Raw genomic sequence first — 24,816 nt, forward strand, 5'->3', positions numbered from 1 at the left:
CGCTCCTGACGGGGAAGTCATATCCAAGGAACTGGGATGAGCGAATCAATTAACACTGTAAAACCTGAGCCGCCCAAGGGTGTCGGACCGCTACAAAAACGGGAAACCCGGCTGGCATGGGGCCTGTTGTCGCCGACTTTGATTTCGGTCGCGTTAGTGGTTCTGCTTCCATTGCTGTCTATCTTCTGGATCAGTGCCAAGCCGATTGAATTAGCCGATTTGCGACCCGTCGAGCCGAATGTCTACGAGCGCTTCCGTGGCAAGCCCAAAGCGGCGGGAGACGAAATCAAAATCGAATATCGCCTGACGAACCGTTCAAAGGAAAAGGCGATTGAGAGCGTCACGCTACGTGATGTCCTTCCAGAAGGCCTTATCGCACAATCTGTACCTGATAACTGCACCCTGAATGGCCGAGAAATTTTCTGTGAGCTCGGAGATTGGGAGCCGGGCTACAAAGAGCGTATGCAAATCCCGGTTGTGGTCGAAGAAGCCTATATCGCCAACCCCGTGGGAATGCGTGATTATCCGGCGGAAATGGCAGGTATCAGTAGTTCAGACCTCTTTAATACCAGCTTCACGTTCGACAACTTCACCAAGGTGTTCGACAGTGATGAGTTTATCGAAGTCCTCTGGGTGACCATTTTCTACACGGTTTTCGGCACCATTGGCGCACTTGTTGTCGGTATGATGGCGGCGCTGCTGCTGAACAAAACATTCAAAGGTCAGGGCTTCATTCGTGGCTTGATGCTGTTTCCTTATGTTGCGCCCGTGATTGCTGTTGCCTTTACTTGGGTGACACTGTTTGACCCGTTTTCCGGTTCGGCCAACGCGCTTTTGATTCAAATGGGCGCGATCACTGAACCTATTAACTTCTTTGGCGAAAAGCCGTTGGCACTGCTCAGTGTGACAGTGTTTGAGATCTGGCGTTACTTCCCGCTCTCCTTCCTATTCATTCTGGCAAGGATGCAGTCGATTGATGCGGACATGTATGAAGCCGCCCGGATGGATGGCGCGTCGCCCTTCCAGCAATTCTGGTATCTCTCGATTCCCCAGTTGCTTGGCATTCTGTCGGTCCTTTTCCTGCTGCGCTTTATCTGGACCTTCAACAAGTTCGACGACATCTTCCTGCTCACCGGCGGTAATGCCGGGACGCGAACGCTAACAGTGAATGTGTATGAGCAAGCCTTTGCACTTTCGAACATTGGCGCGGGTGCAGCTGTGGCTGTGGTGATCTTCGTCTGCTTGCTGATTTTTTCGTTCTTCTTCTTCCGCTATGTCAGCCGTGAGGAGGGTTTATGATGACGGCTTCAGAAAAACGCTGGTATCGCCAGGCAGACTTGGTTGCCGCAGTCATCGGCGCTGGCTGGGGCATCAGCGCCGCCATTACCGTGACGGTGGCGCTGGCATTGATGACCGGTGCGGGTGTGGCACCTTATGTGTGGATTTCCCTTCTGGCTGGTGCAGTGTGCGCAGTGTATGTGCTTCGCATGCAACACCGTCTTGAAGGTACGTCTTTGGTGGTCAGCGCCACCACCGTCTATTTGCTGATATTCATGGTGCTGACACTTGGCACACCGTTCACTATTTCGCTGGCTGAGCATACGTCGTCGCAGGCTGTGGCATTTGTTGTCATGGCACTTTTCACCGTCTGGCCGCTCTCTCGCATGCTGGTGGAAACCCCGGAGGGATGGCTGGATCGCCATGAATTTGAAAGTGCGATCATCAACTTCATGTATTGGTTCGGCTACCTGTTTTTCATCATCATCGTGGCAGTGCCTTTCTATGTGATGGTAATGACCAGTCTGAAAAGCCAGCAAGCGCTGCTGGCCAATCCACTCGATTTCAGCCTGGATCTCGACAAAGGATTGGGTCTGTTCCGCTCTTATGTCGAACTTTTTGAGCAGTTCAATTTCGGCGAATACCTGCTGACTTCCTTCAGCGTGTCGGTCGCGACCGTGATTGTCACTTTGCTTTTCAGCGTGCCGGGAGCCTATGCCGTTGCCCGTCTCCGTTTCCGAGGTCAAGCGGCGATGTCCCGCTCGATTCTGCTGATTTATATGGTGCCGATGATCGTTCTCGCGCTGCCTATCTATATCGGATTCAGCATGTTGGGCCTTCGCAATTCCCTGTTTGGCATTCTGCTGATTTATCCGGTGACCACGATTCCTGTGGCGCTCTATATGCTGCAGGGCTACTTCCGCGGATTGCCAGCAGAAGTGGAGGAAGCGGGTCTGATGGATGGGCTGTCACGTCTCAAAGTGATTCTGAAAATCACGCTGCCACTCAGTTTGCCCGCCATGGCATCTGTATCGCTGTACGTCTTTATGATCGCGTGGAATGAATTCCTGCTTGCTTTCATGTTGCTCGACGATCCATCCAAATTCACTCTGACCCGCGGGGTCGCCATGCTCAACAGCTCGGAAATACCCCGTCAGCATTTGATGGCTGGGGCAGTGATTGCAACCGTGCCTATCATGATGATTTTCTTGGGTCTTGAGCGGTTTATGGTGAAAGGCCTGACGGCGGGATCGGTGAAATAACGATACGCCCTAAGGTGCGGGATTCGCGGTAAAGCGCCTTTCGGCCAACAGCTTAAAATTTTGGGAATTTGATTATGGAAGCTCTGGATAAACAAGCCATCGACATACTGACAGATAACGATCGAGGCGGTTACACCATACCCACGGCCGGTTTGTACCCTTATCAGTGGAACTGGGATAGCGCCTTTGCGGCATTGGGCTTTTCAACCTTCGACTTACCGCGCGCCTGGCAGGAAATTGAAACCTTACTGACTGCCCAGTGGGATAACGGCATGGTGCCGCACATTGTTTTCCACCAACCTGATGAAGGTTACTTTCCGGGGCCGGAGGTTTGGGGTGGAAAAGGGCCAGTTGCGTCGTCAGGTATCAGCCAACCGCCACTGGTGGCAACCTTTGCGCACAAGATTTATCAGCGTGATGAAGCACTCGGTCTGGAGAAACTTAAAGCCATTTATCCAGCGTTGGTCAAATGGCACCGCTGGTACATGGCCTGCCGCGCGGAATCCGGCGTGGTGGCAAGCACGCACCCTTGGGAGAGTGGCCGCGATAATGCGCCGGATTGGGATGAAGCCTCACAGGCGATTGATATCTCTCACGTCGGCGAATACAAGCGTCGTGATACGTCTCATGTGGACGCGTCGATGCGCCCGACCAAGCTGGATTACGACCGCTATTTATCGCTTTTGTACTTAGGTCGTGACTGCGGCTGGGATGAGAAGGTGATAGAGCAAACCAGTCCGTTTCGGGTCGCTGATCCGAGTCTTCACTTTACCTTGCTTCGTGGCCACCGTGATTTAGCGGAGATCGGAAGATTGTTAGGTGAGGATATCTCCGAGATTGAAGGCTGGATCGCCACGCTGGAAGCAGGCTGCAAACAAATCTGGAACAGAGAGATTAACGCATTCGACAGCGTGAATCTACGAAACGGCAAGTTCGCGGGGAGTCTGTCAAATGCTTCATTCCTTTGCTGGTACGCAGGCATTGAAAGCCCGGAAATGGTGCACCATCTCGAGCGCATCCTTGCGAATGGGCATTACATTGTGCCGAGCTATGATCCGGCAGGAGAGAAATACGACGCTATGCGTTATTGGCGCGGCCCTGTGTGGGCCATCATGAACGCGTTGATTGGCTGGGGACTGGAAGAGCAAGGACATATCACACTCGCGCGGGCAGTGCGCCAGCAAACCGCGAGTTTGATTGCAAATTATGGCTTCGCCGAATACTTCAATCCGGACAACGGAACGCCGGCAGGCGGCGGGCATTTTACTTGGACAGCAGCCGTTTGGCTTTCCTGGTCGCTGTCTGACATAGCAGGAGGCTGACATGGGCTCAATTCAACTGAACAACGTCGAAAAATGGTATGGGGAGACGCAGGTCATAAAGGGAATCGATCTCTCTGTAGAAGAGGGCGAGTTGGTGATTTTTGTTGGGCCTTCGGGTTGCGGCAAGTCTACGCTGCTTCGCATGATTGCTGGCCTTGAAGAAACCAGCCGCGGGCAGATCTTGATTGACGGCACTGACATGACAGATCAACCGCCAGCCAAACGCGGCTTGACCATGGTGTTTCAGAGCTATGCGCTTTATCCACACATGACAGTGCGCGACAACATGGGTTTTAGCCTGAAAACCCAAGGGCGTCCGCAGTCTGAAATCGACGAAAAAGTGAATTATTCAGCGCAAGTGCTCAAGCTTGAGGATTATCTCGACCGTCGTCCAAGACACCTTTCCGGCGGTCAGCGACAGCGTGTTGCGATTGGTCGCTCTATCGTCCGAGACCCAACAGCGTTCCTGTTTGATGAACCCTTGTCGAATCTGGACGCAGCGCTTCGTGTGGAAATGCGTTACGAAATCGCCAAGCTTCACCAGTCTTTGCAATCCACCATGATTTACGTGACACACGATCAGGTAGAAGCGATGACCCTTGCCGACAAAATTGTCGTCCTACAAGGCGGTGTGATTGAGCAGATTGGTAGTCCGAAAACCTTGTACGACCACCCTGCGAACCTCTTTGTCGCGCAGTTTATCGGCAGCCCTAAGATGAACATCATGCCCTGCGTGACAGAAGGGGGAGAATATGGGCTGGCAGGAGGCAAGGGCGGGGCATATTCGTACTCACGTTCTGCAACCCAGCTTGGCATCCGTCCAGAGGCCATAAATCTGGTTTCTCCGGAAGAAGGTAACTGTCAGGGCATCGTAGATGTGACTGAATACCTTGGTGCGGATATCTATGTAGTTGTTGATTGTGGTGAGCTCGGCAAAATAACCGTTCGCACCGATGGGGAAAGCGAGGTAAGAGCTGGCGACAACGTGGGTCTCCAGTTCCATACCAACAAGCTGCACTTCTTCGACGCGGAAGGATTATCTGTCGCGCAATCATGATCAAGTGTCTTCGGTTTTTCGAGTTTACTGAAGGCACACATTCTCCATTTGATGCGGTTCTTTCTTCCAGTGAACTGCAAAACACTCCCCCGGCATTTTCTCCTTGGATGCCGGGCTTTTTTTGCCACTTCAGTGGCAGAAAAGTACTGATATTCTTACTCATCTCACTTCATAAACAAATTTATCATGATTAATTGAATAACCTTTTCTCTAAGTCAGGGAAACACACTGACTGATATTGATAAAAATAAAAGGATATTTGATGAATCTTAAACATCTAAAAAGAGATATAGGGATTGTGGCGAGCCTTGGCGTGGCGCTTTTTTCTGCAACGGCATTGGCAGGAAATTATACGGCAAAGGATTTTCCCGATGGGCAATTGCCGAATAACGACAACAACATCACTTTTACGACTTACAACGGAAACTGGGTGGGCGAGATAAAATTCCCCACAGCGCCCCAGGACAAAACCATTGTGAATCTGGTTTCTAATGCGGGTTATACCTCTTCAATCAGTCATGACTCTCTGGATTTTGAAACCGTTTATCTCTACACCAATGACTCGGTGACGTTCCGCTATGATGCTGCCACCAAAGCGTGGGGTATGGACATGGATTTCCAGACGCCAAACAAGGTGGGGGATACCATCAAGAACGATGCGGGACAGCGTTTTGTTCGTTATCACATGTATAACAGTAACTGGACGCGGGCGGTGAAACTGCCTGAAAACGTTAATCAGCTTCAGGGCATAGTGATCACGTCCAACGCGTCGTGGACATCACGCATTGATGATGCGCAATTGGGAACCAAGAGTACGGCTTCTATCCGCACCAAAGACAAATACGTGTTGGTCTACAACAAGCAGTATAAAAAATGGTTCTTTAAGTCTGCACCGGAGCGCTTTATCAATGCGCGTGATATTAAAGACGGTGTGGTTCCAACCCCTTACTCACCAATGACAGTGGTGCAGTTTGCCAATGCTAACTACATCGGCAACATTTCCTTGCCCAGACAAGGAAAGGAAGGGGACACAGTGGCCATTCGCTCTCGCGCTGACTGGAATGCCACCATTATGAATACCCGTACCAATGTGGGCGCGCCTCTGACGCTCAGAAACGGTCAGGAGTATGTGTTTGTTTATCGTGGTGACCGCAATCTGTGGAGCTTGTATAAGAGTCCAGAAGTACGCCTGAATGCACGTGATGTGAAAAACGGCGAGCTCAATATCACTGCGCCTGATACGCACGTTTACTTTTCCAATGCCAATTGGGTTCGGGATTTGAAATTGCCAAACCGTGGCGAAGGCACCCGCGTTCACGTGAAAACGGATGCCGCTTGGTCGTTTGTGGTATCAGGGCAGGGTATGAGCCCAAACAGACTGTACCGTGGCGAATGGGCAACCTTTGTCGTCAATGGTAGTGGAAACTGGGAACGCGAAACCGTCACCATCGATTTACTGGCTTACTACAGCCATCGAAACGTGCAGAAAATTGGCGAAACCAAATCACGTGCTCGTTTGGTGGAAGGCTTCGTGAAAACCAATGAAGCGCTGTTGAATTCAGGGGCGAATTTCCGTTTCCGCATGGTTTCTCTTGAGAAATTCCAGACGCCGGATACCTGGCTGAGACTTGGTGATGTGCTGCGCGAAATACGCTCAAACCCAGTTGCCCAGCAACGACGTGATGCCCTGAAAGCGGACGCGATTTACTATGAGGGTACAGAAAGTGGTTGCGGCTTAGCGTATGTGAAATCCAGCCGTTTCAACATGGTGGCGTCGGGCTCGCTTAACTGTGGAACCGATGTCATGCGCCATGAACTGGGACATAACATGGGACTGAATCATGGTGTACTGACGCCGGATTTGGCACGCAATATCGCGGTTGGTTACTCTGCAGAACGCACTGTGATGGGTGGCAATGCTATCCCGTATTTTTCGACGCCAGAAAAGCTTTCTCCGAATACCAAACTGCCGCTGGGTTTTGAGAACCAGATCGACGGTGTGAAAGCGATGAATAACTTCTCGAAGCAAGTGTCGGGATACAACTAAGCTGTTTCCTTTGTATAGAAAAAGCCCTCCAACGTTTGGAGGGCTTTTTGTTGGTTAAATTTCCACGTCGGTTTCTGCTTGCTCTTGTGTCACTTTTACCTTGGCCACGCGATTGTGCTTAACCTTAAGGACCTCAAAGCGCCAGCCTTGATGGACTAGCACCTCTCCCTCTCCAGGCACCCGCTCGGCCAGCCAACTCAACATGCCATTCAGGGTTTGGAAACCTTCCGTTTCTTCGCCCTCCAAAGTCGAAACCCCAAGCCGGTCTTTCAACTCGTTCAAAGGGATCAACGCGTCCATCACCCAGCCACCTTCTTCCAGATCTTGCGCCCACAAATCCTGTGGTGAGAGCGAGAGCTCACCGGCAATCGCTTCCAGCAAATCATAGTGGGTAACCAGCCCTTGAATGTCGCCGTATTCATCAACAATGAACGCCATTTCTGCCCCTTGGCGCTGCATGTAATCGAGCAGCGTTAGTCCTTTCATCGACTCTGGGACATACATAGGGCGTTTAAGCAATTTGGCAATGACGGTGGTGTTGATGTCGCCGACATGGTTCAGCAGCAGTTTCGAAGAAACCGTGCCGATGACGTTATCCAGATTGCCACGACAGATCGGGAAAACGCTGTGCTTGGTACTTCGGATGCGCGCCAGAACTTGATCGACAGGCTGGTTGATGTCGAGATAATCGATGTCGCGGCGTGGTGTCATCAGCGAGCTGACCAGTCGATCATTGAGGTGCAGAATGTTGCGGATCATGGTCTGTTCACGTGGCTCTATCGCGCCCGATTCCGAACCTTCATTGAGGATGGCCTGAATATCATCTTCTGTCACCGCTTCTTCGCTGTCTTCGCGCACACCAAGACCTTTCAGCAATGTTTGCGTTGAGACACTCAGCGTCACCACAAACGGCCGGGTAATAATAGAAATCCAGCGGATGGGACGAGCAACCAGAACGGCGATAGTTTCAGCATGAGACTGCGCGATACGCTTTGGCACCAGCTCACCCACGACGATGGCAAAATAGGTAATGCCAAGCACCACGGAAGCGGTCGAGAGATAATCTGCCGTTTCGATGTGCATGCCAGCTGAAACGAGAAACGCTGCGAAAGGTTTGGAGAGTGTGGCTTCACCGACAATACCGCTCAAAAGCCCGATAACCGTGATACCGATTTGGATGGTGGAAAGGAAGGTGTTGGGATTTTCTTTGAGGGAAAGCGCCACTGAGGCGGCTTTTCGGGTTTCCGCCATGCGTTTCAGTCGGCTGGTTTTGGCGGCGACAAGCGCGATCTCCGACATGGCAAACAAGCCGTTAATCGCAATTAAACCAGCGAGCAGTAATACGTCCATATTGTCCTGAATCTAATGAAGAAGTCAGCTTCAGAATATGATGCATTCGTATCTGGAAATGTGATTAATCACCGTATTTTAAATGAAGAGCAGGAGGCGACGGCGCGCCCCCTGACAAGCTTTTAAATGGCGTTCCAATTACTCAGCTCAACGCAACGGCCGCGGTATAGCACTTGACTGTCCGGCGTCTCACCAATGGTGACAATCAGCTCTGAACTGTTCTGCAATTGCTTCCATTCCACAGTCGACATAAAGCGGGTGTCATTAATGTTTCTCAGCGTGTCGATGCGGGTCACTTTTCCACTTTCTTTGTCCCGCATCCACACAGTGGCCGTTTCCGGCGGTAACTCCGATTCGCGCAGGTTCCGCTGCAGACGCAGTGTCGACTTCGCATCCCCTAATCCGCGATACGCCACAATGGCAAACAGATTGTGTTCTTGTTCAGAGGACATCAAAGCAAAGTAGTTAGCAGGCTGAACAATAATCGGCCCTTTCTTTGGAGCCTCTGGAGGCATGATGCTCGGACTTATCAGCACACCCATCACCAGCGAAAAGGCCAGTGATAAAGGCATGATGACCGCATTCCACCAAGGCGCTTTCGCTGCAGTTCTGGCTACTTCACGTTGGGGGTTAACGGCGGCGTCGATATTGCGCCAAACCCGCTCAGGCGGTTGGGCAAACTCCCACTCTAAATGTGCATCGATAGAAGGGGTGATACCGGCAAAATGCTGCTGCCAGTGCTCAATGTGTTCCCACCAACTTGGGTCCTGATTCATCAAACATTCCAGACGACGCTGGGCGTTGGGTGTGAGCGTGCCGAGGACATATTCAGCGGCGAGCCTGTCTCTTAACTCCGTAGATTGGTAGCGCTTGGCAACGGTTAATTTAGGCATCGCTTCAGCTCCATCAGTCCGCGTCGAATCCAGGATTTCACTGTTCCCAGTGGAGATTTTACATGTTCGACAATTTCTTCATGGCTCATGCCGTGCTCATAGGCGAGGACGATGACACTGCGCTTTTCTGGTGTGAGAGCCTGCAGGCAGTAGCTTAGCTTCTGGTGCTCGGGATGAGCGCCGTTTTCCAGTGTTGCCAGACCTTTGTCGGCCTCTGACATGGGGTCAGAGACCGACACTTCCTTTGAGTAGCGTGCCTTTCTCAGTTCATCAATGGCGAGGTTACGCATACTCTGACATAGCCAGGCCCAAGGGTATTCAATAGGGTAACTGTGCTGTCTGAACCAGAGTTTCAGAAACCCCTCCTGCAGTAAATCTGCAGCCAATCCTTCGTCTTTGACGATGGTTACCAGCAAATGATAAAGACGTGAACCAGTAAGCGAATAGAGCGCTTCAAATGCGCTCCGATCTTTCAGTGCAATGCGGGAGAGTAGCTCACCGACTTCCTTGGTATCGAGACTCAAATATCACCTCATAGCGGCACCATGTGCCAGATGTTCTTCACGCCGTCTCCTGTCGTTTGACCCGGCGCGGTATCTTTAATCCATCGGTAAAGCGGCATACCTTTGTATGTCCACTGAACGTTCCCATCCTTGCGCTCTGTTACCCCAAAATCACCGGACAATGTCAGTGATGCCATGTTCTGCGTGTCCACCAAAGCGGGTGGCCAATAAGCGGCGCAGTTGCCATAGCAGTTGGAGATACCCTTTTCATCGTTATCAAAGGTATAGAGGGTAAAATTGTTGCCATCCACCAGATAGCGGCGGTTATCATCGTTATATAGTCGGACTGTCACATCATCGGCACGCGCTAAAGGCCAAACACCTTTGATACCTGCTCCTTCGATATCGCCTGCCTTCATGTCTTTAAACCAACGGTAAAGCGGTGCGCCCTGATAAGCCCATTGTTCACTGCCATCGTCGCGACGAATAACGCTGAATCCAGATTGACTGCCATACAACATTTCTGTCGCTGGATTGACTGGAAGGGGGGGCCACTTTGCTGCGCAGTCGCCATTACAGATGGATCTATCCTTTTTGTCTTTGCTGAAGGTGTAGAGCGAGTGTCCGTTCGGGTCGACAAAAATCTCACCTGCAGCGGTGTTGACAGTGTTGTCTGCGGCAATAGCCAGCGCTGGAAGCGCCAACAAAGTGCCGACAAGCATGTGTTTGTACATGGGATTTCCTTCTCATTGTTTTTGACATCATGAGACAGCGCTGTCAGAGAAAGAGACGGCGGGAAAGGGGGATTGGATGCAGGTTATTCGAAACTTTTTTCCACGGTTAATTTTGGCCAATATGAGAGCCAATTTTTAGACTGAATGCGCTGGTGGAAGAGGGTGATATCGCGCTTGGGATTAGGCGTGATTTTTAACGCGAAAAGAGACTCAAATCCGAAAGAGGAAACACACTCTAGTACGCCATCGTCAGTGAGCCGGACAGCCACGGCGGTTTCCTGCTCTGGCCAAAAACCCATGGCGTCCAAGATATCCTGATAAGGCTGGTCGCCATTTCTCGTGTGCATTCTAGCTTGATTGCGAACCTGCCAGTTAAGTGCTGGCATCAATGCATTTAACTTCGCTTCGTACGACAGGTAGGCACGCTCATCAGTTTCATTTTCATTGAAATAAATCACATCCACATCATTGAGCGGGGTGGCGTTCTCTTTGTGGTGCAGGCGATCCCAAACCAGATTACGGACAAAGCCCGCGGCGAGATAACCGTTGGGTAATTTGAGAGAGTGAACCACCTTGATCGCCTGCATGCGTAAGGCGTCTTCTTGAATCCAGTCAATGATGGTTTGCATAATGTTAGGGAATAGAAAATGACTAATGTGGATATATTACCACTGAAGTCGGTAAAGAATGTTAGCCATGTATACCCAAGTAACCTGAAGATGCTCGTATTCAGAGGTCATCAATGCGTTCAATTCGAGGCAAATTTCACGAGGAATAGTCATTCTATTTCCGTGGAATTTAACGAAGAAGTGGGCGCATTGAGGGCCTCCCTTCGGGCGAGTTGACTGACGTCGTGCTCTTTGTTGTCCCTTTTTGATGGAGGTGACTACACCTACAAAGGGACGTCGCGATCACAACGCCAGTCAATCTCGCTGAATCCTGCATCTTCAGGTTATTTGGGTATATAAACAGTTGGGTTCGGACAGCGTTTGAGAAGAAAGGTCAAAGAAGGGGCCATGGATTGTTTAGGTGTTTTTTCATTCTATTTTAATTGAAGATAAAAACTGTTTTGGATAAGTGGATGGCTACATCTCCAGCTCTGGATATAGGAATAGAGTGAAAAGAGACTGGAAGTTTTCTGGGAGTAAGGTTTAGAAAGCTGAAAAGCCGATCAGAATCCAGCACAGATTGAAGCATTTCTTAGAGTGAAGAAAAATAAATAGAGCCCACTAAGGGCTCCACTTTTTATGCGTTAGCAGTGAGGCTCTGCACTATTTCTATTTCAGCCTTCGAGGATACTTGCTTGCTCTAAGACATGATAGGGATAACAGAAAATGGACTTAATTAAGCCACACATCGCATATTGCATCTGTCCATGTGTTTCTTAATTGGGTACTCACTTCATTATCAAACAGTAGCCCTTCAATCGATTCGACGTCGCAGCGGTCCCGATATTTATCAAAGATTTCACGGGTTACGCATTGCGCCTCACTTCTCAGTGCATCGCTGATAGAGTCACCCACGCGCAGCTGTCCCAATACGTCTACTGCTTGCATGTATTCTAAGTCCATATTCCCTCCCCTTTCGGGAAATATTCCACTAATACCAATGTGCCAAGTGTATAACCAAAAGACAGATGTCTATTTGTTAATAATTGTTGTATTAATAGTTGGCGCATATCTAAAGTTTCGTCAACTATTTTTGTCAAATTAATATTATGGGTGTTTTTAATGTGAGACGAATTATTGATGATTTATGCGTGTAATTGCATCTCTGGATCTTTATCTTAATTATGCCGGATGAAAAGAATGGGAAAAAAGTGAAATTTGGAGGAAGGTTTGATGAACTTTGTTACCAAACGGAATCTTGTAATTATTACATTTTCATGAAAGCCCTGCAGATTAGCAGGGCTTTGGGAAAATGAATAAAACAATTAGTCTTCGGACGTCGCGCCAATTTTGTGGATAGCCAAGTCAGCACCGTTATATTCGTCTTCTTCGCTCAGGCGAATACCAGCCGCTTTTTCAACCAAAGTATAAACAATCCAACCACCAACAAATGCCACAACCACACCAGCAACGGTACCGATGATCTGAGCCATCAGGCTAACCCCACCTAATCCGCCCAATGCTTCTGAACCGAAAATGCCTGCCGCGATACCGCCCCAAACACCACAAACGCCGTGAAGTGGCCATACACCCAGCACGTCATCAATTTTGAAACGGTTTTGGATAAGGGTGAACAGCCAAACGAACAACACACCAGCCACACCGCCAGTAATCAGTGCGCCGATTGGATGCATCAAATCAGAACCCGCACATACCGCGACTAAGCCTGCTAGTGGACCGTTGTGCAGGAAGCCTGGGTCATTCTTACCTGCAATAAGGGAAGTGACGATACCACCCACCATGGCCATTAGGGTGTTCACTGCGACCAGACCGCTGATACCGTCCATGGTTTGTGCAGACATCACGTTAAAGCCGAACCAGCCAACAGTCAGGATCCATGCGCCCAGCGCAAGAAATGGGATGTTTGAAGGGGCAAACGCTATCAGCTTACCGCCACGGTAACGGCCTTTACGCACGCCAAGAATCATAATGGCAGCCAGTGCAATCCATCCACCAACAGCGTGAACCACGACTGAACCGGCGAAATCATGGAAAGGGGCGCCAAAGGTGGTTTCTAACCAATCCTGAAAACCAAAGTTGCCGTTCCAAATCAGCCCTTCGAAAAATGGATAAACAAAAGCGACGATGGCTGCTGCTGCGATCAACATAGGATAGAACTTAGCGCGCTCTGCTACACCGCCGGAAATGATGGCTGGAATCGCCGCTGCGAAAGTCATCAAGAAGAAGAATTTCACCAGCTCGTAACCGTTTCCTTCGGACAAGACACTGGCGCTACTGAAAAAGTTAACGTCGTAAGCGACCCAGTAGCCAATGAAGAAATAGGCGAGGGCTGAGAAGCCGAAGTCGGACATGATTTTCACCAAGGCGTTGACTTGGTTGCGATGACGGACGGTACCGACTTCCAGAAAGGCGAAGCCTGCATGCATTGCTAATACCATGATGGCACCGATCAGAATGAAGAGCGTGTTCGCGCTTTCTGACAGCGTTTGAATCGCGCTACTAATATTTTCCACTTTGTAATTCCTCTACTTCCTTGAGACTGCTTTCCATTGCAGGTAATTGTCCTGCTACCTAAAAGGGGGCTTCAGGTATACGCTCTTTAAGCACAAAACGTGCCTAACTGCGCTATATTGGGGCAGGGCATCACTAATTAGGTGCGAATTGTATTTAACCCAATGAAAAGTATTGTTTTATTTAATTTTCGACTTTGCGGAAGTGTGAGGGTTTGTCTTCGCTTACTGTTTTGGTTTGCACGATAATGGTGCGAAAAAGCTGGCAGGATTGCACCCACAAAGTGCAACCCTGTGATATTTGGGGGTATATCTTCAGTTATATTTCTTGCGCTTGCCAGACATCACAAACGATATCTGTCCAAGAATTACGAAGTTGGGGGGTGACTTTATGGGTGTCCAGCATCTCTCTAATAAATGAAAGCTCATCGAATGTGCAATGCTTGTGGAATATACCATTGACAACTTCACTGGCCTCACTTTTTAACGCACTGTTCAGTTCTGTTCCTACTTTTAACTGAGCGAGCACATCTACTGCTTGTTTGTATTCCATTTCCATAAACTCTCCTTTTAGATTTTTCAGTGCCTGAAATGCTGGCTGTTACCCACTGGAACGGCGTTGATATATAAAACAGTGTGTATATATAAATGGTAGGGGAATGAACGTATGTCAAATCTAAATATTTCTTATATTGATGATTTAAAAAGCTTTTAATCCTTATTGCTGGCATGGGAATTAATTGAAGTCTGAATGGTTTTATTTACACACTAAAAGTGTGTGTAAGTAAGGTTTTTAGGGATATTACAAAGAAAGATGTGGGCTTATTAGTTGTGATTAGTGCTCTATGAACCATTTTATACTTTTTGCTATGGTGAACACATATTCATACAGGTGTGTCTAAACACGTAGAAAAGGAAGTTTTTACTTAGGATAATGTGATCTTTTAGATTGTGAGCCCAATCAAATAAGAATACGGAAAAAGAGCGCCTATTCGTCTCGAATTGAGCGCATTGATGAGCACTGAATACGAGTATCTTCAGGTCGTTTGGATATCGAGGAAAGCTGTTTTAACGCTGCCGGATATTGATAACGGTAAATATCTATTGAGACATGTCAGGGCCTTGTAGCGCTTTTCGGATAAATCCGTCGTTGTTCTTCAGTCTGGACTGAGCTTCGTTGGCATCTATCCCAGCCAGAATCATCAGGATGGCCGTTTTACAGTGACGATTGCAGGTTGCAAGTGCGTTCTCTGCTTCCTCAATCGATACGCCCGTTGCTTCAACTACAATGTTGACCTGACGCTGCACCAATTTGGCGTTGGTGGCTTCAACATCCACCATCAGGTTGCCGTACACTTTGCCGCTTCGGATCATCGCGCCTGTTGTCAGCATGTTCAGCACCAGCTTTTGCGCCGTTCCTGCTTTCATTCTCGATGAGCCAGTCACAATTTCAGGTCCCACCACAGGGATGATGGCAATATCTGCTTCGTCTGCCATTGCGCAAACAGGGTTACAAACAATGGCGGCTACGGTTGCGCCGACAGATTTGGCGTAGTGCATCCCACCCAGTACATAAGGTGTGCGGCCACTGGCGGCAATCCCTACCACCACGTCTTTATCGGTCAGGTTCAAATCCACCAGATCCTGCTTGCCGAGTTCGACATTGTCTTCGGCGTTCTCAACCGCTTTTAAAATGGCTTGATGACCGCCAGCAATTAAACCCACCACAAGTTCAGGCTTGGTGCCGTAGGTGGGCGGACATTCGCTGGCGTCTAAAATACCCAAACGACCTGATGTGCCTGCACCCATATAAATCAGTCGGCCACCCTCCGCAAAGGCTTTAGTGATGGCGTCTACTGTCTTGGCGATTTGTGGGAGTTGATCTTTCACTGCGAGCGCCACCTTCTGATCTTCCTGATTGATCACTTCGAGCATTTCCAGCGTGGAAAGTTTGTCGATTTCTGCGCTTGCAGTGTTACGGCTTTCTGTGACCAGTCGGGTGAGATCTATTTTCATCAGTAGTGTGCTCATTTATCAGCGGATTTTTGTGCGACCAGTATTCCTGAAGCGCAGGGATAAACTCAAGAAAAAAGGCATTTTTCCCATGCTTGAACCGGGCTTCAATGTGTCTGGTTTCTACCATCAATATATTCGATTTTAACGAGTAATAACGTGAATGGTCATTTTCGTCAGGATGCTTAGACTCTCCCTTCTTTTTCTGCGGTAGAGCGTTATGCATTGCAAATTCTTCGATCAGCACAAGTGCCGTTCATGCGAGTTGAGGGGAGTTCCCTACACCCAGCAAGTCGCTGACAAAGACAACGCGCTGAAATCCCTGTTTGAGAACCGCTTGCCAGAGCAGTGGTTATCGCCGGTATTGAGCAAAGAAACGGGCTGCCGCAACAAAGCCAAGATGGTGGTGCTGGGTGCAGCGCATCAACCTGTGTTGGGTGCAGACGTAAAGTTGGGAGATAACCCTGAACTGGTCAGCCTGACCCATTGCCCGCTCTACACCGAAGACATGACCGCATTGCTGGATCACCTGCAGGATTGGATACGCACCTCCGGTATTCCGCCTTATAACAAAGCAAAAAAGAAAGGCGAGCTGAAATACATTCTGCTGACCCGCGCTGCACATTCCGGCGAGTTCATGCTGCGATTTGTGATGCGCAGCCGCGATGCTATGCCGCGCGTGGAAGCGAACTTAGCGAGGCTTCGTGAGGCGTTTCCGAAAATCCGTGTCGTGTCAGTCAATCTGCAGCCAGTTCACATGGCGCGCCTCGAAGGCGATGAGGAAATCTTCCTCACAGAAGATGAACACCTTATCGAGCAATTCAACGACGTACCGCTGGTAGTGCGTCCGAAAAGCTTTTTCCAGACCAATCCTGAAGTCGCCGCCAAACTCTATGCGACAGCGCGTGAGTGGGTAAGAGAACTTAAGCCAAAACGCATGTGGGATTTGTTCTGCGGCGTTGGTGGTTTTGCTTTGCATTGCGCGTCGGTGACCGAGTCTGTAACCGGTATTGAAATCGAGCCGGAAGCCATTGCGAGCGCGAAGCGTTCTGCGGCAGAAATGGGAATTACCAACCTCAGCTTTGATGCGCTTGATTCGGCGAAATTCTCGCTGCTGCAAGACAGTGCACCTGATCTGGTGCTGGTCAATCCGCCCCGTCGTGGTTTGGGTAAAGAGTTGGTGGCACAGCTTGGTGAGTTGGCACCCAAGCACATTATCTATTCCAGTTGTAATCCAGAAACACTGAAAGCCGATGTTGATGGTTGGGAGAACTACACAGTCAAACGCCTGCAATGGTTTGATATGTTCCCACACACAGAACATGCTGAAGTGATGGTGTTAATCGAAAGAAAATAAAGGGGTATATGTCCCTTTTCTTTTAAAAACTTCACTGTAAATATTATTTACTTTCCTTTTTAATTTTTCTAAATATCGTTGTCATCTGTCATCTGTCATCTGTCATCTGTCATCTGTCATCTGTCATCTGTCATCTGTCATCTCTTAATATCTCTATTGAAGGCAATAAGTGATTCCATCAGCATACAATTATGGTGTGAGTATATCTATGCAGTTTTTTCGTGGTTCTACTCAGTCCTTTAATTGGTAGACTCAGTGGGTGTCTAGTAAAATTAAGGCAGTGGCAATGATTTTTAGCACTGTAACGAAAACTGTTGGAAATCAGGATAATATGAAATTAATTATCATTTCCTAACATTTGCTTTGTTTTCTGGATATAAAAGTGCGAGTCATCTCACTGTGATGGCGTTTATTCGTTCGTTCTGATCCGATATTAATAAAAATGAGCATTGATTAAATGCTCATTTTTATCGTTTATATATTTTTGGGATTAATAATGAATAAGAAACGGATTATTGCGCTAGCAATTGGCTCTGCCATTGTTTATTCGGGTGCAGCGTCTGCGACGGACAGATATTATGAAAACCGTTGGCTGATTCCTGGAGACCCTCTGCTTGAACATCAGTGGAATCTACTCAATAACGGACAGGCAGCATTTTCTGCCACTGGCGGACGCACTGGATACGATCTGAACCTTTGGCAAACACATCTGTTTGGTATCCAAGGGCAGGGCGTTACTGTGGCTGTTGTTGATGATGGTCTTGAAATTGCCCACCCAGACCTGGCAGCGAATGTTAAGCCCGGCTCGTGGGATTTGGTGAACAAAGATAACGACCCTACACCTTGGGATCCCGATGCTTCGCACGGCACTTCAGTTGCGGGCATCATTGCAGCACTTGGGAATAACAATGAAGGGGTTCGCGGTGTTGCACCACGAGCAGGCCTGAAAGGGTATAATTACCTTGAAGAGCAGTCCCTTGAAAGTTGGTTGATAGCGCACGGCGCGGATTCACGTTCTGCAGATGCCCGTATTTTCAACCAAAGTTACGGCAGTAATGTGTTGTTCAGCCGTCCATTTGATCTGGAAAACGACCTTTCGCTTGCTACACAAGATGCCGTTTATCAAGAGCAAAGCACTACTGCGCATCAAGGGCGAGGTGCACTCTATGTGAAGTCAGCAGGTAATGGCTTTGGCCGCACATCCATCATGTTGGGAGACAACATTTACCGCATATTGCCGAAAGACTACGATACCGCAGATGCGCCAAACCAAGGGCTGCCTTGGCAAAACAGTAATCTGTCACACAACAACGCAAACTATTGGAATATGACGGTCAGCGCACTGAACGCTGATGGCCTGCTTGCTTCCTACTCCTCTGTTGGTGCCAACGTGTTCTTGACGTCGCCAGCGGGTGAATTCGGTCGTGACAAACCGGCGCACGTCACCACTGACCTGACAGGTTGTGACCGAGGCTACAACACCATTGAGAAGGCTGACAGAAATGGTCTTCATGGCGGAACAGCAGAAGATCCGAACTGTAATTACAACGGAGTGATGAACGGCACGTCCTCTGCAGCGCCGAATGCATCCGGTGCTGCAGCACTTCTGATGACGGTGCGTCCTGATCTGTCGCAACGCGATATCAGACATATTCTGGCGAAGACTGCCACCAAGGTCGATGAAACCCACGTAGATACAGTGATTAACTATGTTTCGCATACCGGTGAAAACAAAACTGTGGTGGGTCTGGAAGGCTGGTCGGCAAATGCGGCAGGTTATGAATACAGCCCGTACTACGGTTTTGGTCTGATTGATGTTGATAAAGCCATGTTTGAAGCACGCACTTATCAGGCATTGCCTCCAATGCAACTGACGGAGTGGAAATCAGAAACACTAGACGTTGTTGTACCTGATGCCAGTAACGAAGCGGTGGGCAGCGGCATCGAGATTGACGATAATCTTACTGTCGAGTCTGTGCAGGTCAAAATCGATATCGACCATGAGCGCACGAGTGATCTCTTGATTGAATTGGTATCCCCTTCGGGCACCAGTAGCGTGTTGATGTCACCAAGTAACAGCATGGTAGGCCGCTCTTTGCTTCAGGGTATCGGTCAGGAAATTGGTGAAGAGAGCCGTGGCTACCGTGATCACCTCATGTTGAGCCATAAGTTCTATGGTGAGCCTGCTGCAGGTGAATGGCGCATTCGCGTGACTGACGTGAGCAACGCATTCGACTATTGGATTTTGCGCAATCGCGAAAATGAAGCGGAAGAATATTACTTCCCTCGTTGGAACAACAGCGTTGACGGTGTGCTGAATCACTGGTCAATCCGCGTTATTGGTCATCAAGGTTAAGGGAGTGAATAAAATGAAACTTAAAGCAATTTTGCTCAGCAGTGCGCTACTTTCCGCTCTTGTTATGGCAACCGGTGAACCGGCAGACCTGGCGGTTGCAACGCCCCAAGGAGAAGCAGTCGTTATCAACGGTAAAACCTTTTACAAGGATGCACCACAAGCCTTCTCTTTGCTCCGTTTCTTCGGTTTAGAGGACGCGCCAAAAGTCTATGCTGGCGAAACGCTCACGGACGCAACAGGTTTGGTTAGCCACAAAACCAGTGGCCTGATCCTGGTGAAAGCCGACAAGACGACAGCGGAGTCACTGGCGAAAGAAAATGATCTGTCGTTGATTTCCAGTGCAGGTGGTGTCGCAGTATTGAAAGCGACATCAGGCGTGGAGCTGACTGAGTTGGTCTCCAATCTGGAAGCGCAAGGTTTGAGGGCACAGCTTGAGGTATTCAGTGAAACGAAGAAGCCTGAGTAACTGATCCCTCTCTTTTAGGGCCTCGAAAGGGGCCTTTTTTATTTTCTAATTGTTCTAAATTGAAGAACAATCATTTCACTTTACTGCTGTTTTCCCTCAACTCAATAACACCTATTGTTAGCCCATCAGCAAATTACACAGCTTGGAGGCACGGCAATGGGCTTATTGGTAGACGGTGTTTGGCGCACCGATTGGTATGACACCAGCAAAACAAACGGACGCTTTACCCGAAAAGCGCCGAGCTTTCGAAACTGGATCACGAAAGATGGTTCGGCAGGGCCAACAGTTGAAGGCGGCTTTAAAGCAGAGCCGGGTCGTTATCACCTTTATGTTTCACTGGCGTGCCCTTGGGCGCATCGCACCCTGATTTTCAGAAAGCTGAAAGGGCTGGAAACGATGATATCTATTTCGGTGGTCAATGGCTTTATGGGTGATGACGGATGGACCTTCCTGCCGGGTGATGATGTGGTCGAGGACGCGATTAACGGCGCCACCTATTTGCACCAGGTGTATACGAGCGCATTACCGGATTACACCGGCCGTGTCACGGTGCCAGTGCTTTGGGATAAGAAGACCGGAACCATCGTGAGCAATGAGTCTTCAGAAATCATTCGTATGCTCAACAGTGCGTTTGATGAAGTTGGCGCGCTTCAGGGTGATTACTACCCAGAAGCATTGCGGGAAGCCATCGATGAGATGAACGATTTTGTCTACCCGAACATTAATAACGGTGTGTATCGCGCGGGGTTTGCGACCACTCAGGAGGCTTACGATGAAGCAGTGGAAGACGTATTCAGTGCGCTGGACAAACTGGAAGCGCATCTGGCGACCAATCGCTACCTCGTGGGCGAGCAGCTTACTGAAGCAGACTGGCGCTTGTTCACCACACTTATCCGATTCGATGCTGTTTATGTCGGACACTTCAAGTGCAGCCGTCGCCGGATCAGTGAATACCCAAACCTGTCGGGCTACCTTCGTGAGCTCTACCAGTTCGGGGGTGTCGCAGAGACAGTAAATATCGACCACATCAAGGCGCACTATTACGCGAGTCATGAAACGGTCAACCCAACCCGCATTGTGCCGATTGGCCCGGCGTTGGATTTCGATGCACCGCACGGACGTGAAAACGTCGGCACTGCGCAGTAAGGAGGTTAGAGATGGGCAAGTTAATTGAAGGCCGTTGGCTCAACGATGACCAACTGCGTGAGTGGGAAGAAAAACAGTATTCAGAAGCAAACGGACGTTTCGTTCGCGGCGTCGCCAAGTTCCGTAATTGGGTCACCGCAACGGGAGATGCCGGGCCAAGTGGTGAAGCTGGTTTTAAAGCCGAAGCAGGTCGTTATCACCTGTTTGCAGCACTGAACTGCCCTTGGGCGCATCGCACTCTGATTTATCGAAAAGTCAAAGGACTGGAAAACGTGGTGGGTTTGTCTTTGGTGGCACCACTTCGCACCGAGCAAGGTTGGGTGTTCGATAACACCGAGGAACGCTTTACCGACAATTTGCTCGGGCTTGAAGCCATGCACCAGCTTTATGTGAAGTCGAATCCCGATTTTACCGGCAGAGTCACGGTGCCTGTGCTTTGGGATAAAAAGACCCAAACCATTGTGAGCAATGAATCGTCGGAAATTATCCGCATGTTCAACAGTGCGTTTAACGAGATTACCGGTGATACGCAGGACTTCTATCCGGAAGCGTTGGCTAAAGAGATTGATGAAACCAACGACTGGATTTTCAACACGGTCAACAATGGCGTGTACAAATCCGGGTTTGCCAGAACGCAGGACGCGTATGACGAGGCAGTCACTGCGTTATTTGCATCACTTGAAGAGATTGAAGCGCGTCTTGGCAAGCAAGCGTTCTTGCTGGGTGATGCCATTACCGAAGCAGACTGGCGATTGCTACCGACATTGGTCCGGTTTGATGTGGGTTACTTCACCGCCTTCAAGTGCAACCTGAAAGCACTGCGGGATTACCCAAATATCTCAGCGTATTTGAAAACACTGGTACAGCAGCCTGGTGTGAAAGACACCATAGATTTGGATATTTATCGCCGAGGCTATAACTCGAAAAGCCCACTTAGAAATCCGCACGGTATCGTGCCCGTTGCGCCATACGTGAGCTTTCTGGATTAAACCAACAGCAATCAACGCAAGGAGGATCCATTATGTTGTTCTCAACCAAAAACAAAGAAAGACGCTTCAACGCGGCAACAGAAATGTCTGCGTTGGTCAATGACGAAATGCAGCGCGACAGCGCATTCCACCCGAACCTTGGTGGCGTCACTCAAGGCGGTATGTCGAACCATTACCCAATGACGATTATGTCGCTGCAGGGATTAGGCGCGACTGATAATGAAATCAAAGCATTCCGCAGCAGCTGGCCACGTTACCGTGCACGTATTGAAGAAGATCTTCACCTGCGCGATACCGGTGTCGTGACCGAAGAGAATTGGACGGAATACCTGGGGAAAGCGGAATACCTTGCCGATTTCCAACGTCTTTTCTTCGAAGGGCAGGAAGCAGCGAACGACCAAACTGCGTATCTGATGGCCGTACTTGAAAAGCTGCAATACGCGCTGCCGATGGGTCTGTTTCACCCGGTGATCCGTTTGAGTTTTGCCATTATGCATGGCGACAAAGGGCTGATTGCAGATGCCTTAGCGTACTGGGCGATCCGCTTTGAAGACATGTACAAGCGCATGTTGCCACCGCGCATTGATATGTCAGCACAGTCTATTACTGCAGAAGCGCAATGGCTGAAAGTGCATGCTGCCAAACCTGAAATCACCCGTTTCGGTGGTAGCTTGCAAATCTGCGAGATGCTCTGCTCAGACACCGTGCTTCATGATATTTCGGTAGCAGATGAGTTCTTTATTACTGAAGAAAACATCGAGCTGAAAATGCGTGAAATTGGTGACCGGGCGATTGGTTTGTACCTGTATGAACCTGCGTTGACTACGCTTCATGCTGTTACGAGCTTTCAGGCGCTGGCAGACATCACCAAGCGTGTACTGGCAGAAGGGAATGGTTATCGTCCTTTACTGGCTGAACTATGGCAACGTTACTGGATATGGTTAACGGGTCTTTACATCGAGAAAGGTTATCCGAAAACCCTGCCGACGTTGGATGAAGATGAGCTGGCTTACGTGAATGCCATCGACTGGGCAGATATCGCCAGTGGGATCCGTAAAGTGCCGGAAGTGCATGCTATTAAGATGGTATTCAGCTGCAAATGGCTGTTTGAAGAACTGGATGCAAATCCATTATTTAAAGCTTCAGCCATCAATGTGTTGGCGGATCACACCCATGTGAAGCCAGTGAAATTAAGCTGATAAATGTGCAGATCTGCAAAAATAGAAGTGTAGATAAAAGAGCGGGCATTGCCCGCTCTTCTTTTGCGGAAACGCTAGTTAAAGCTCGACGAGATTTGTCATTGAATCAAGGAAATTGAGGACGCCTCCTGAGCTTTTTCTGTCTTGCTCAGTTCTGACTACCCCTGCGGCCTGATAGCATTGCTCGACAATATTCTGCTCCGATACTTCTTTGCATGCACTGAATGTCTGCGCTGCCAGCTTCTCATTTTCCTGGGCTTTATAGGTTTTGATGTATTCAGGATAAAAAGGCATCTCAACACCCAAAGACTTCTTCCCGGTATCTAAAACACTTTTCGCTTGCTTGGGTTTACCCACAGAACGATAGGCCTGAGCTGCCATATTGAACGTTTGGATAGAAGCATAATCCCAATGTTTGATAAGGTTTAGGTTAGCCAGTGCTTTTTGAGCGTTACCCTGCTTAAGACGAACGGTGTAGAAAGCTAGGCGTGGATATGGATGGTTTTTGGTTTGCCCTCTAACCGCTTTTTTGGCCAGCTTTTCTGCATCTTTAAGACGGCCAGCTTCGATAGCGCGGAATGCTTCGGAGGCATACCAATAATTTTCTGTAATCGCCTTACTCTTTCCTGAATTGAGGTTTTTGTTAAGCGACTTTTTATCAAGTGGTTTCTTGCGCTCCTTTCGGTATTCCCGTTTGACGTAATGGGCAAGATCGACCTCTCTTTCTTTCGGGGAATTGTGCCTCTCAGCAAAGCTTTGTAACAGACGGGTAGAGGCTTCGTTTGCAGCCATATAAAGCAATGATTCTGTGTTTAAACCCGAAATGTTTTTTCCCGCGTCAGATGCAAAACTGACAAAAGATTGGAAATCCGCCTTTTTGGCTGCAAGCTGCTGTTCATTGAACGTTTGACTACTGGCCATACGCTGCATTACCACGCTATAGGCTGAAGGGGAGTAACCTGCAGATGTCATTAAGTCGATACCAAGAAGGTCTGCCTCATCTTCGTCCAAACGACTCATCGAGGAGCTTAGAACATCCCTGCTGAGCCTGTTAATTGTCAGTCCAGCTTTGTAGATATCACCGATGGTTCCCGCTGTTTTATCTGAAGTGGCATAGTTAACTTTCAGACCTGTCGCTGTTTTAGTGGTATTCACATCCTGAAAACTGGCAGTAACCATAGCGACGTTTGCTGCTTTAGAAACCAACGCTTTTTGCTTGGCAAAGTACTCATTAGTTTCGTTGTGCTGCAACAGGATATGGGACAATTCATGGGCAATAATAAAGGCGATTTCATCTTCTGACTCCGCATCGGCAAGCACGCCAAGCGAAATCATAATGGTGTCTTTGCTTGCACTGGCTGTGTAAGAGCGGTCAGTGGTAATGGATATATAAATTGGGTGCTCAGGATCTTCTCCCCATGCTGACAGCATTTTGTTCAAAATACTGTTGAGGTATCGATGTGCATAAGGGTTACGCATTAGATCTTTATCCGAAGCCGACCTAACGCCAGCGATACTGGCATCAGGCTCCTGTTCAGCTTCTGCCTTAGCACTGTTTTTTTTTGTGGCCTCTTGCGAACTTGCATTGGTCTCTTGTTCGATAAATTTGCCTTCGAAAGATGCGTAGGTGCTGCCAGTCAATGTCGCCAGCCCACAACCGGGCAATAAGAGCAGTGTCATCGTTAAAAATAAGGCTCTGTTCATT

The 24,816-nt window shown here is 49.0% G+C and carries 21 protein-coding genes; 11 read left to right on the plus strand and 10 right to left on the minus strand.

What is annotated here, in order from left to right:
• Positions 1-36: 36 nt before the first annotated feature.
• From RN22_RS08785 to RN22_RS08810, 5 genes are all read left to right on the plus strand, one after another.
• Positions 37-1,299, plus strand: coding sequence for a carbohydrate ABC transporter permease (locus tag RN22_RS08785; RefSeq protein ID WP_046303961.1), 1,263 nt, complete (start codon positions 37-39; stop codon positions 1,297-1,299).
• Positions 1,296-2,540 (plus strand): carbohydrate ABC transporter permease, encoded by a 1,245-nt coding sequence (locus RN22_RS08790; protein ID WP_046303962.1) that lies wholly within the window; start codon positions 1,296-1,298, stop codon positions 2,538-2,540. The genes RN22_RS08785 and RN22_RS08790 overlap by 4 nt, the downstream gene beginning before the upstream one ends.
• 74 nt (positions 2,541-2,614) lie before the next feature.
• Complete coding sequence (locus RN22_RS08795) at positions 2,615-3,862, plus strand: hypothetical protein (RefSeq protein WP_046303963.1); 1,248 nt, start codon at positions 2,615-2,617, stop codon at positions 3,860-3,862.
• A gap of 1 nt (position 3,863) precedes the next feature.
• Positions 3,864-4,919 carry an ABC transporter ATP-binding protein gene (locus tag RN22_RS08800; protein WP_046303964.1) on the plus strand — a complete coding sequence of 352 codons (1,056 nt, stop codon included), beginning with the start codon at positions 3,864-3,866 and terminating at the stop codon, positions 4,917-4,919.
• A gap of 262 nt (positions 4,920-5,181) precedes the next feature.
• Positions 5,182-6,966, plus strand: coding sequence for a zinc-dependent metalloprotease family protein (locus RN22_RS08810; protein WP_046303966.1), 1,785 nt, complete (start codon positions 5,182-5,184; stop codon positions 6,964-6,966).
• A gap of 54 nt (positions 6,967-7,020) precedes the next feature.
• On the opposite strand, the gene RN22_RS08815 is transcribed toward RN22_RS08810, so the two are convergent.
• The 9 genes from RN22_RS08815 to murQ form a co-directional block, all read right to left on the minus strand.
• Complete coding sequence (locus tag RN22_RS08815; RefSeq protein ID WP_046303967.1) at positions 7,021-8,316, minus strand: hemolysin family protein; 1,296 nt, start codon at positions 8,314-8,316, stop codon at positions 7,021-7,023.
• A 122-nt stretch (positions 8,317-8,438) separates the two neighbouring features.
• Positions 8,439-9,209, minus strand: a complete 771-nt coding sequence (locus RN22_RS08820) for a hypothetical protein (RefSeq protein ID WP_046303968.1) — start codon at positions 9,207-9,209, stop codon at positions 8,439-8,441.
• Positions 9,197-9,733, minus strand: a complete 537-nt coding sequence (locus RN22_RS08825; protein ID WP_046303969.1) for an RNA polymerase sigma factor — start codon at positions 9,731-9,733, stop codon at positions 9,197-9,199. The genes RN22_RS08820 and RN22_RS08825 overlap by 13 nt, the downstream gene beginning before the upstream one ends.
• 8 nt (positions 9,734-9,741) lie before the next feature.
• A complete protein-coding gene (locus tag RN22_RS08830) occupies positions 9,742-10,446 on the minus strand; it encodes a hypothetical protein (protein ID WP_231590872.1) in 705 nt (234 codons plus the stop codon).
• An 83-nt stretch (positions 10,447-10,529) separates the two neighbouring features.
• Positions 10,530-11,075: a nucleotidyltransferase family protein gene (locus RN22_RS08835; protein WP_046303970.1), complete on the minus strand. Its 546-nt coding sequence runs from the start codon at positions 11,073-11,075 to the stop codon at positions 10,530-10,532.
• Positions 11,076-11,786: 711 nt separating this feature from the next.
• Positions 11,787-12,017 (minus strand): hypothetical protein, encoded by a 231-nt coding sequence (locus RN22_RS08845; RefSeq protein ID WP_039850304.1) that lies wholly within the window; start codon positions 12,015-12,017, stop codon positions 11,787-11,789.
• Positions 12,018-12,379: 362 nt separating this feature from the next.
• The gene (locus tag RN22_RS08850; RefSeq protein ID WP_002540709.1) at positions 12,380-13,588 is read right to left on the minus strand and encodes an ammonium transporter; all 1,209 of its coding nucleotides are present in this window, start codon (positions 13,586-13,588) and stop codon (positions 12,380-12,382) included.
• A 316-nt stretch (positions 13,589-13,904) separates the two neighbouring features.
• Positions 13,905-14,144, minus strand: coding sequence for a hypothetical protein (locus RN22_RS08855; RefSeq protein WP_046303972.1), 240 nt, complete (start codon positions 14,142-14,144; stop codon positions 13,905-13,907).
• 542 nt (positions 14,145-14,686) lie between these two features.
• Positions 14,687-15,601, minus strand: a complete 915-nt coding sequence (gene murQ / locus RN22_RS08860) for an N-acetylmuramic acid 6-phosphate etherase (RefSeq protein ID WP_046304006.1) — start codon at positions 15,599-15,601, stop codon at positions 14,687-14,689.
• Positions 15,602-15,818: 217 nt separating this feature from the next.
• On the opposite strand from murQ, the gene rlmC reads away from it, so the two are divergent.
• The 6 genes from rlmC (at position 15,819) to RN22_RS08890 (ending at position 23,111) form a co-directional block, all read left to right on the plus strand.
• Entirely contained in the window at positions 15,819-16,955 is a 1,137-nt protein-coding gene (gene rlmC / locus RN22_RS08865; RefSeq protein WP_046303973.1) for a 23S rRNA (uracil(747)-C(5))-methyltransferase RlmC, read from the plus strand.
• Positions 16,956-17,451: 496 nt separating this feature from the next.
• Positions 17,452-19,311, plus strand: coding sequence for a S8 family serine peptidase (locus RN22_RS08870; RefSeq protein ID WP_046303974.1), 1,860 nt, complete (start codon positions 17,452-17,454; stop codon positions 19,309-19,311).
• Between the two features lie 13 nt (positions 19,312-19,324).
• Positions 19,325-19,777, plus strand: a complete 453-nt coding sequence (locus tag RN22_RS08875) for a hypothetical protein (protein ID WP_046303975.1) — start codon at positions 19,325-19,327, stop codon at positions 19,775-19,777.
• A gap of 156 nt (positions 19,778-19,933) precedes the next feature.
• The gene (locus RN22_RS08880; protein WP_046303976.1) at positions 19,934-20,923 is read left to right on the plus strand and encodes a glutathione S-transferase family protein; all 990 of its coding nucleotides are present in this window, start codon (positions 19,934-19,936) and stop codon (positions 20,921-20,923) included.
• Positions 20,924-20,934: 11 nt separating this feature from the next.
• Positions 20,935-21,912 carry a glutathione S-transferase family protein gene (locus tag RN22_RS08885; RefSeq protein ID WP_046303977.1) on the plus strand — a complete coding sequence of 326 codons (978 nt, stop codon included), beginning with the start codon at positions 20,935-20,937 and terminating at the stop codon, positions 21,910-21,912.
• A gap of 32 nt (positions 21,913-21,944) precedes the next feature.
• Positions 21,945-23,111 (plus strand): questin oxidase family protein, encoded by a 1,167-nt coding sequence (locus RN22_RS08890; RefSeq protein WP_046303978.1) that lies wholly within the window; start codon positions 21,945-21,947, stop codon positions 23,109-23,111.
• A 78-nt stretch (positions 23,112-23,189) separates the two neighbouring features.
• On the opposite strand, the gene RN22_RS08895 is transcribed toward RN22_RS08890, so the two are convergent.
• Positions 23,190-24,815: a M48 family metalloprotease gene (locus RN22_RS08895; RefSeq protein ID WP_046303979.1), complete on the minus strand. Its 1,626-nt coding sequence runs from the start codon at positions 24,813-24,815 to the stop codon at positions 23,190-23,192.
• Between the last annotated feature and the right edge of the window lies 1 nt (position 24,816).

It is taken from the genome of Grimontia sp. AD028 (genome assembly GCF_000973155.1).
Taxonomy (GTDB): domain Bacteria; phylum Pseudomonadota; class Gammaproteobacteria; order Enterobacterales; family Vibrionaceae; genus Enterovibrio; species Enterovibrio indicus.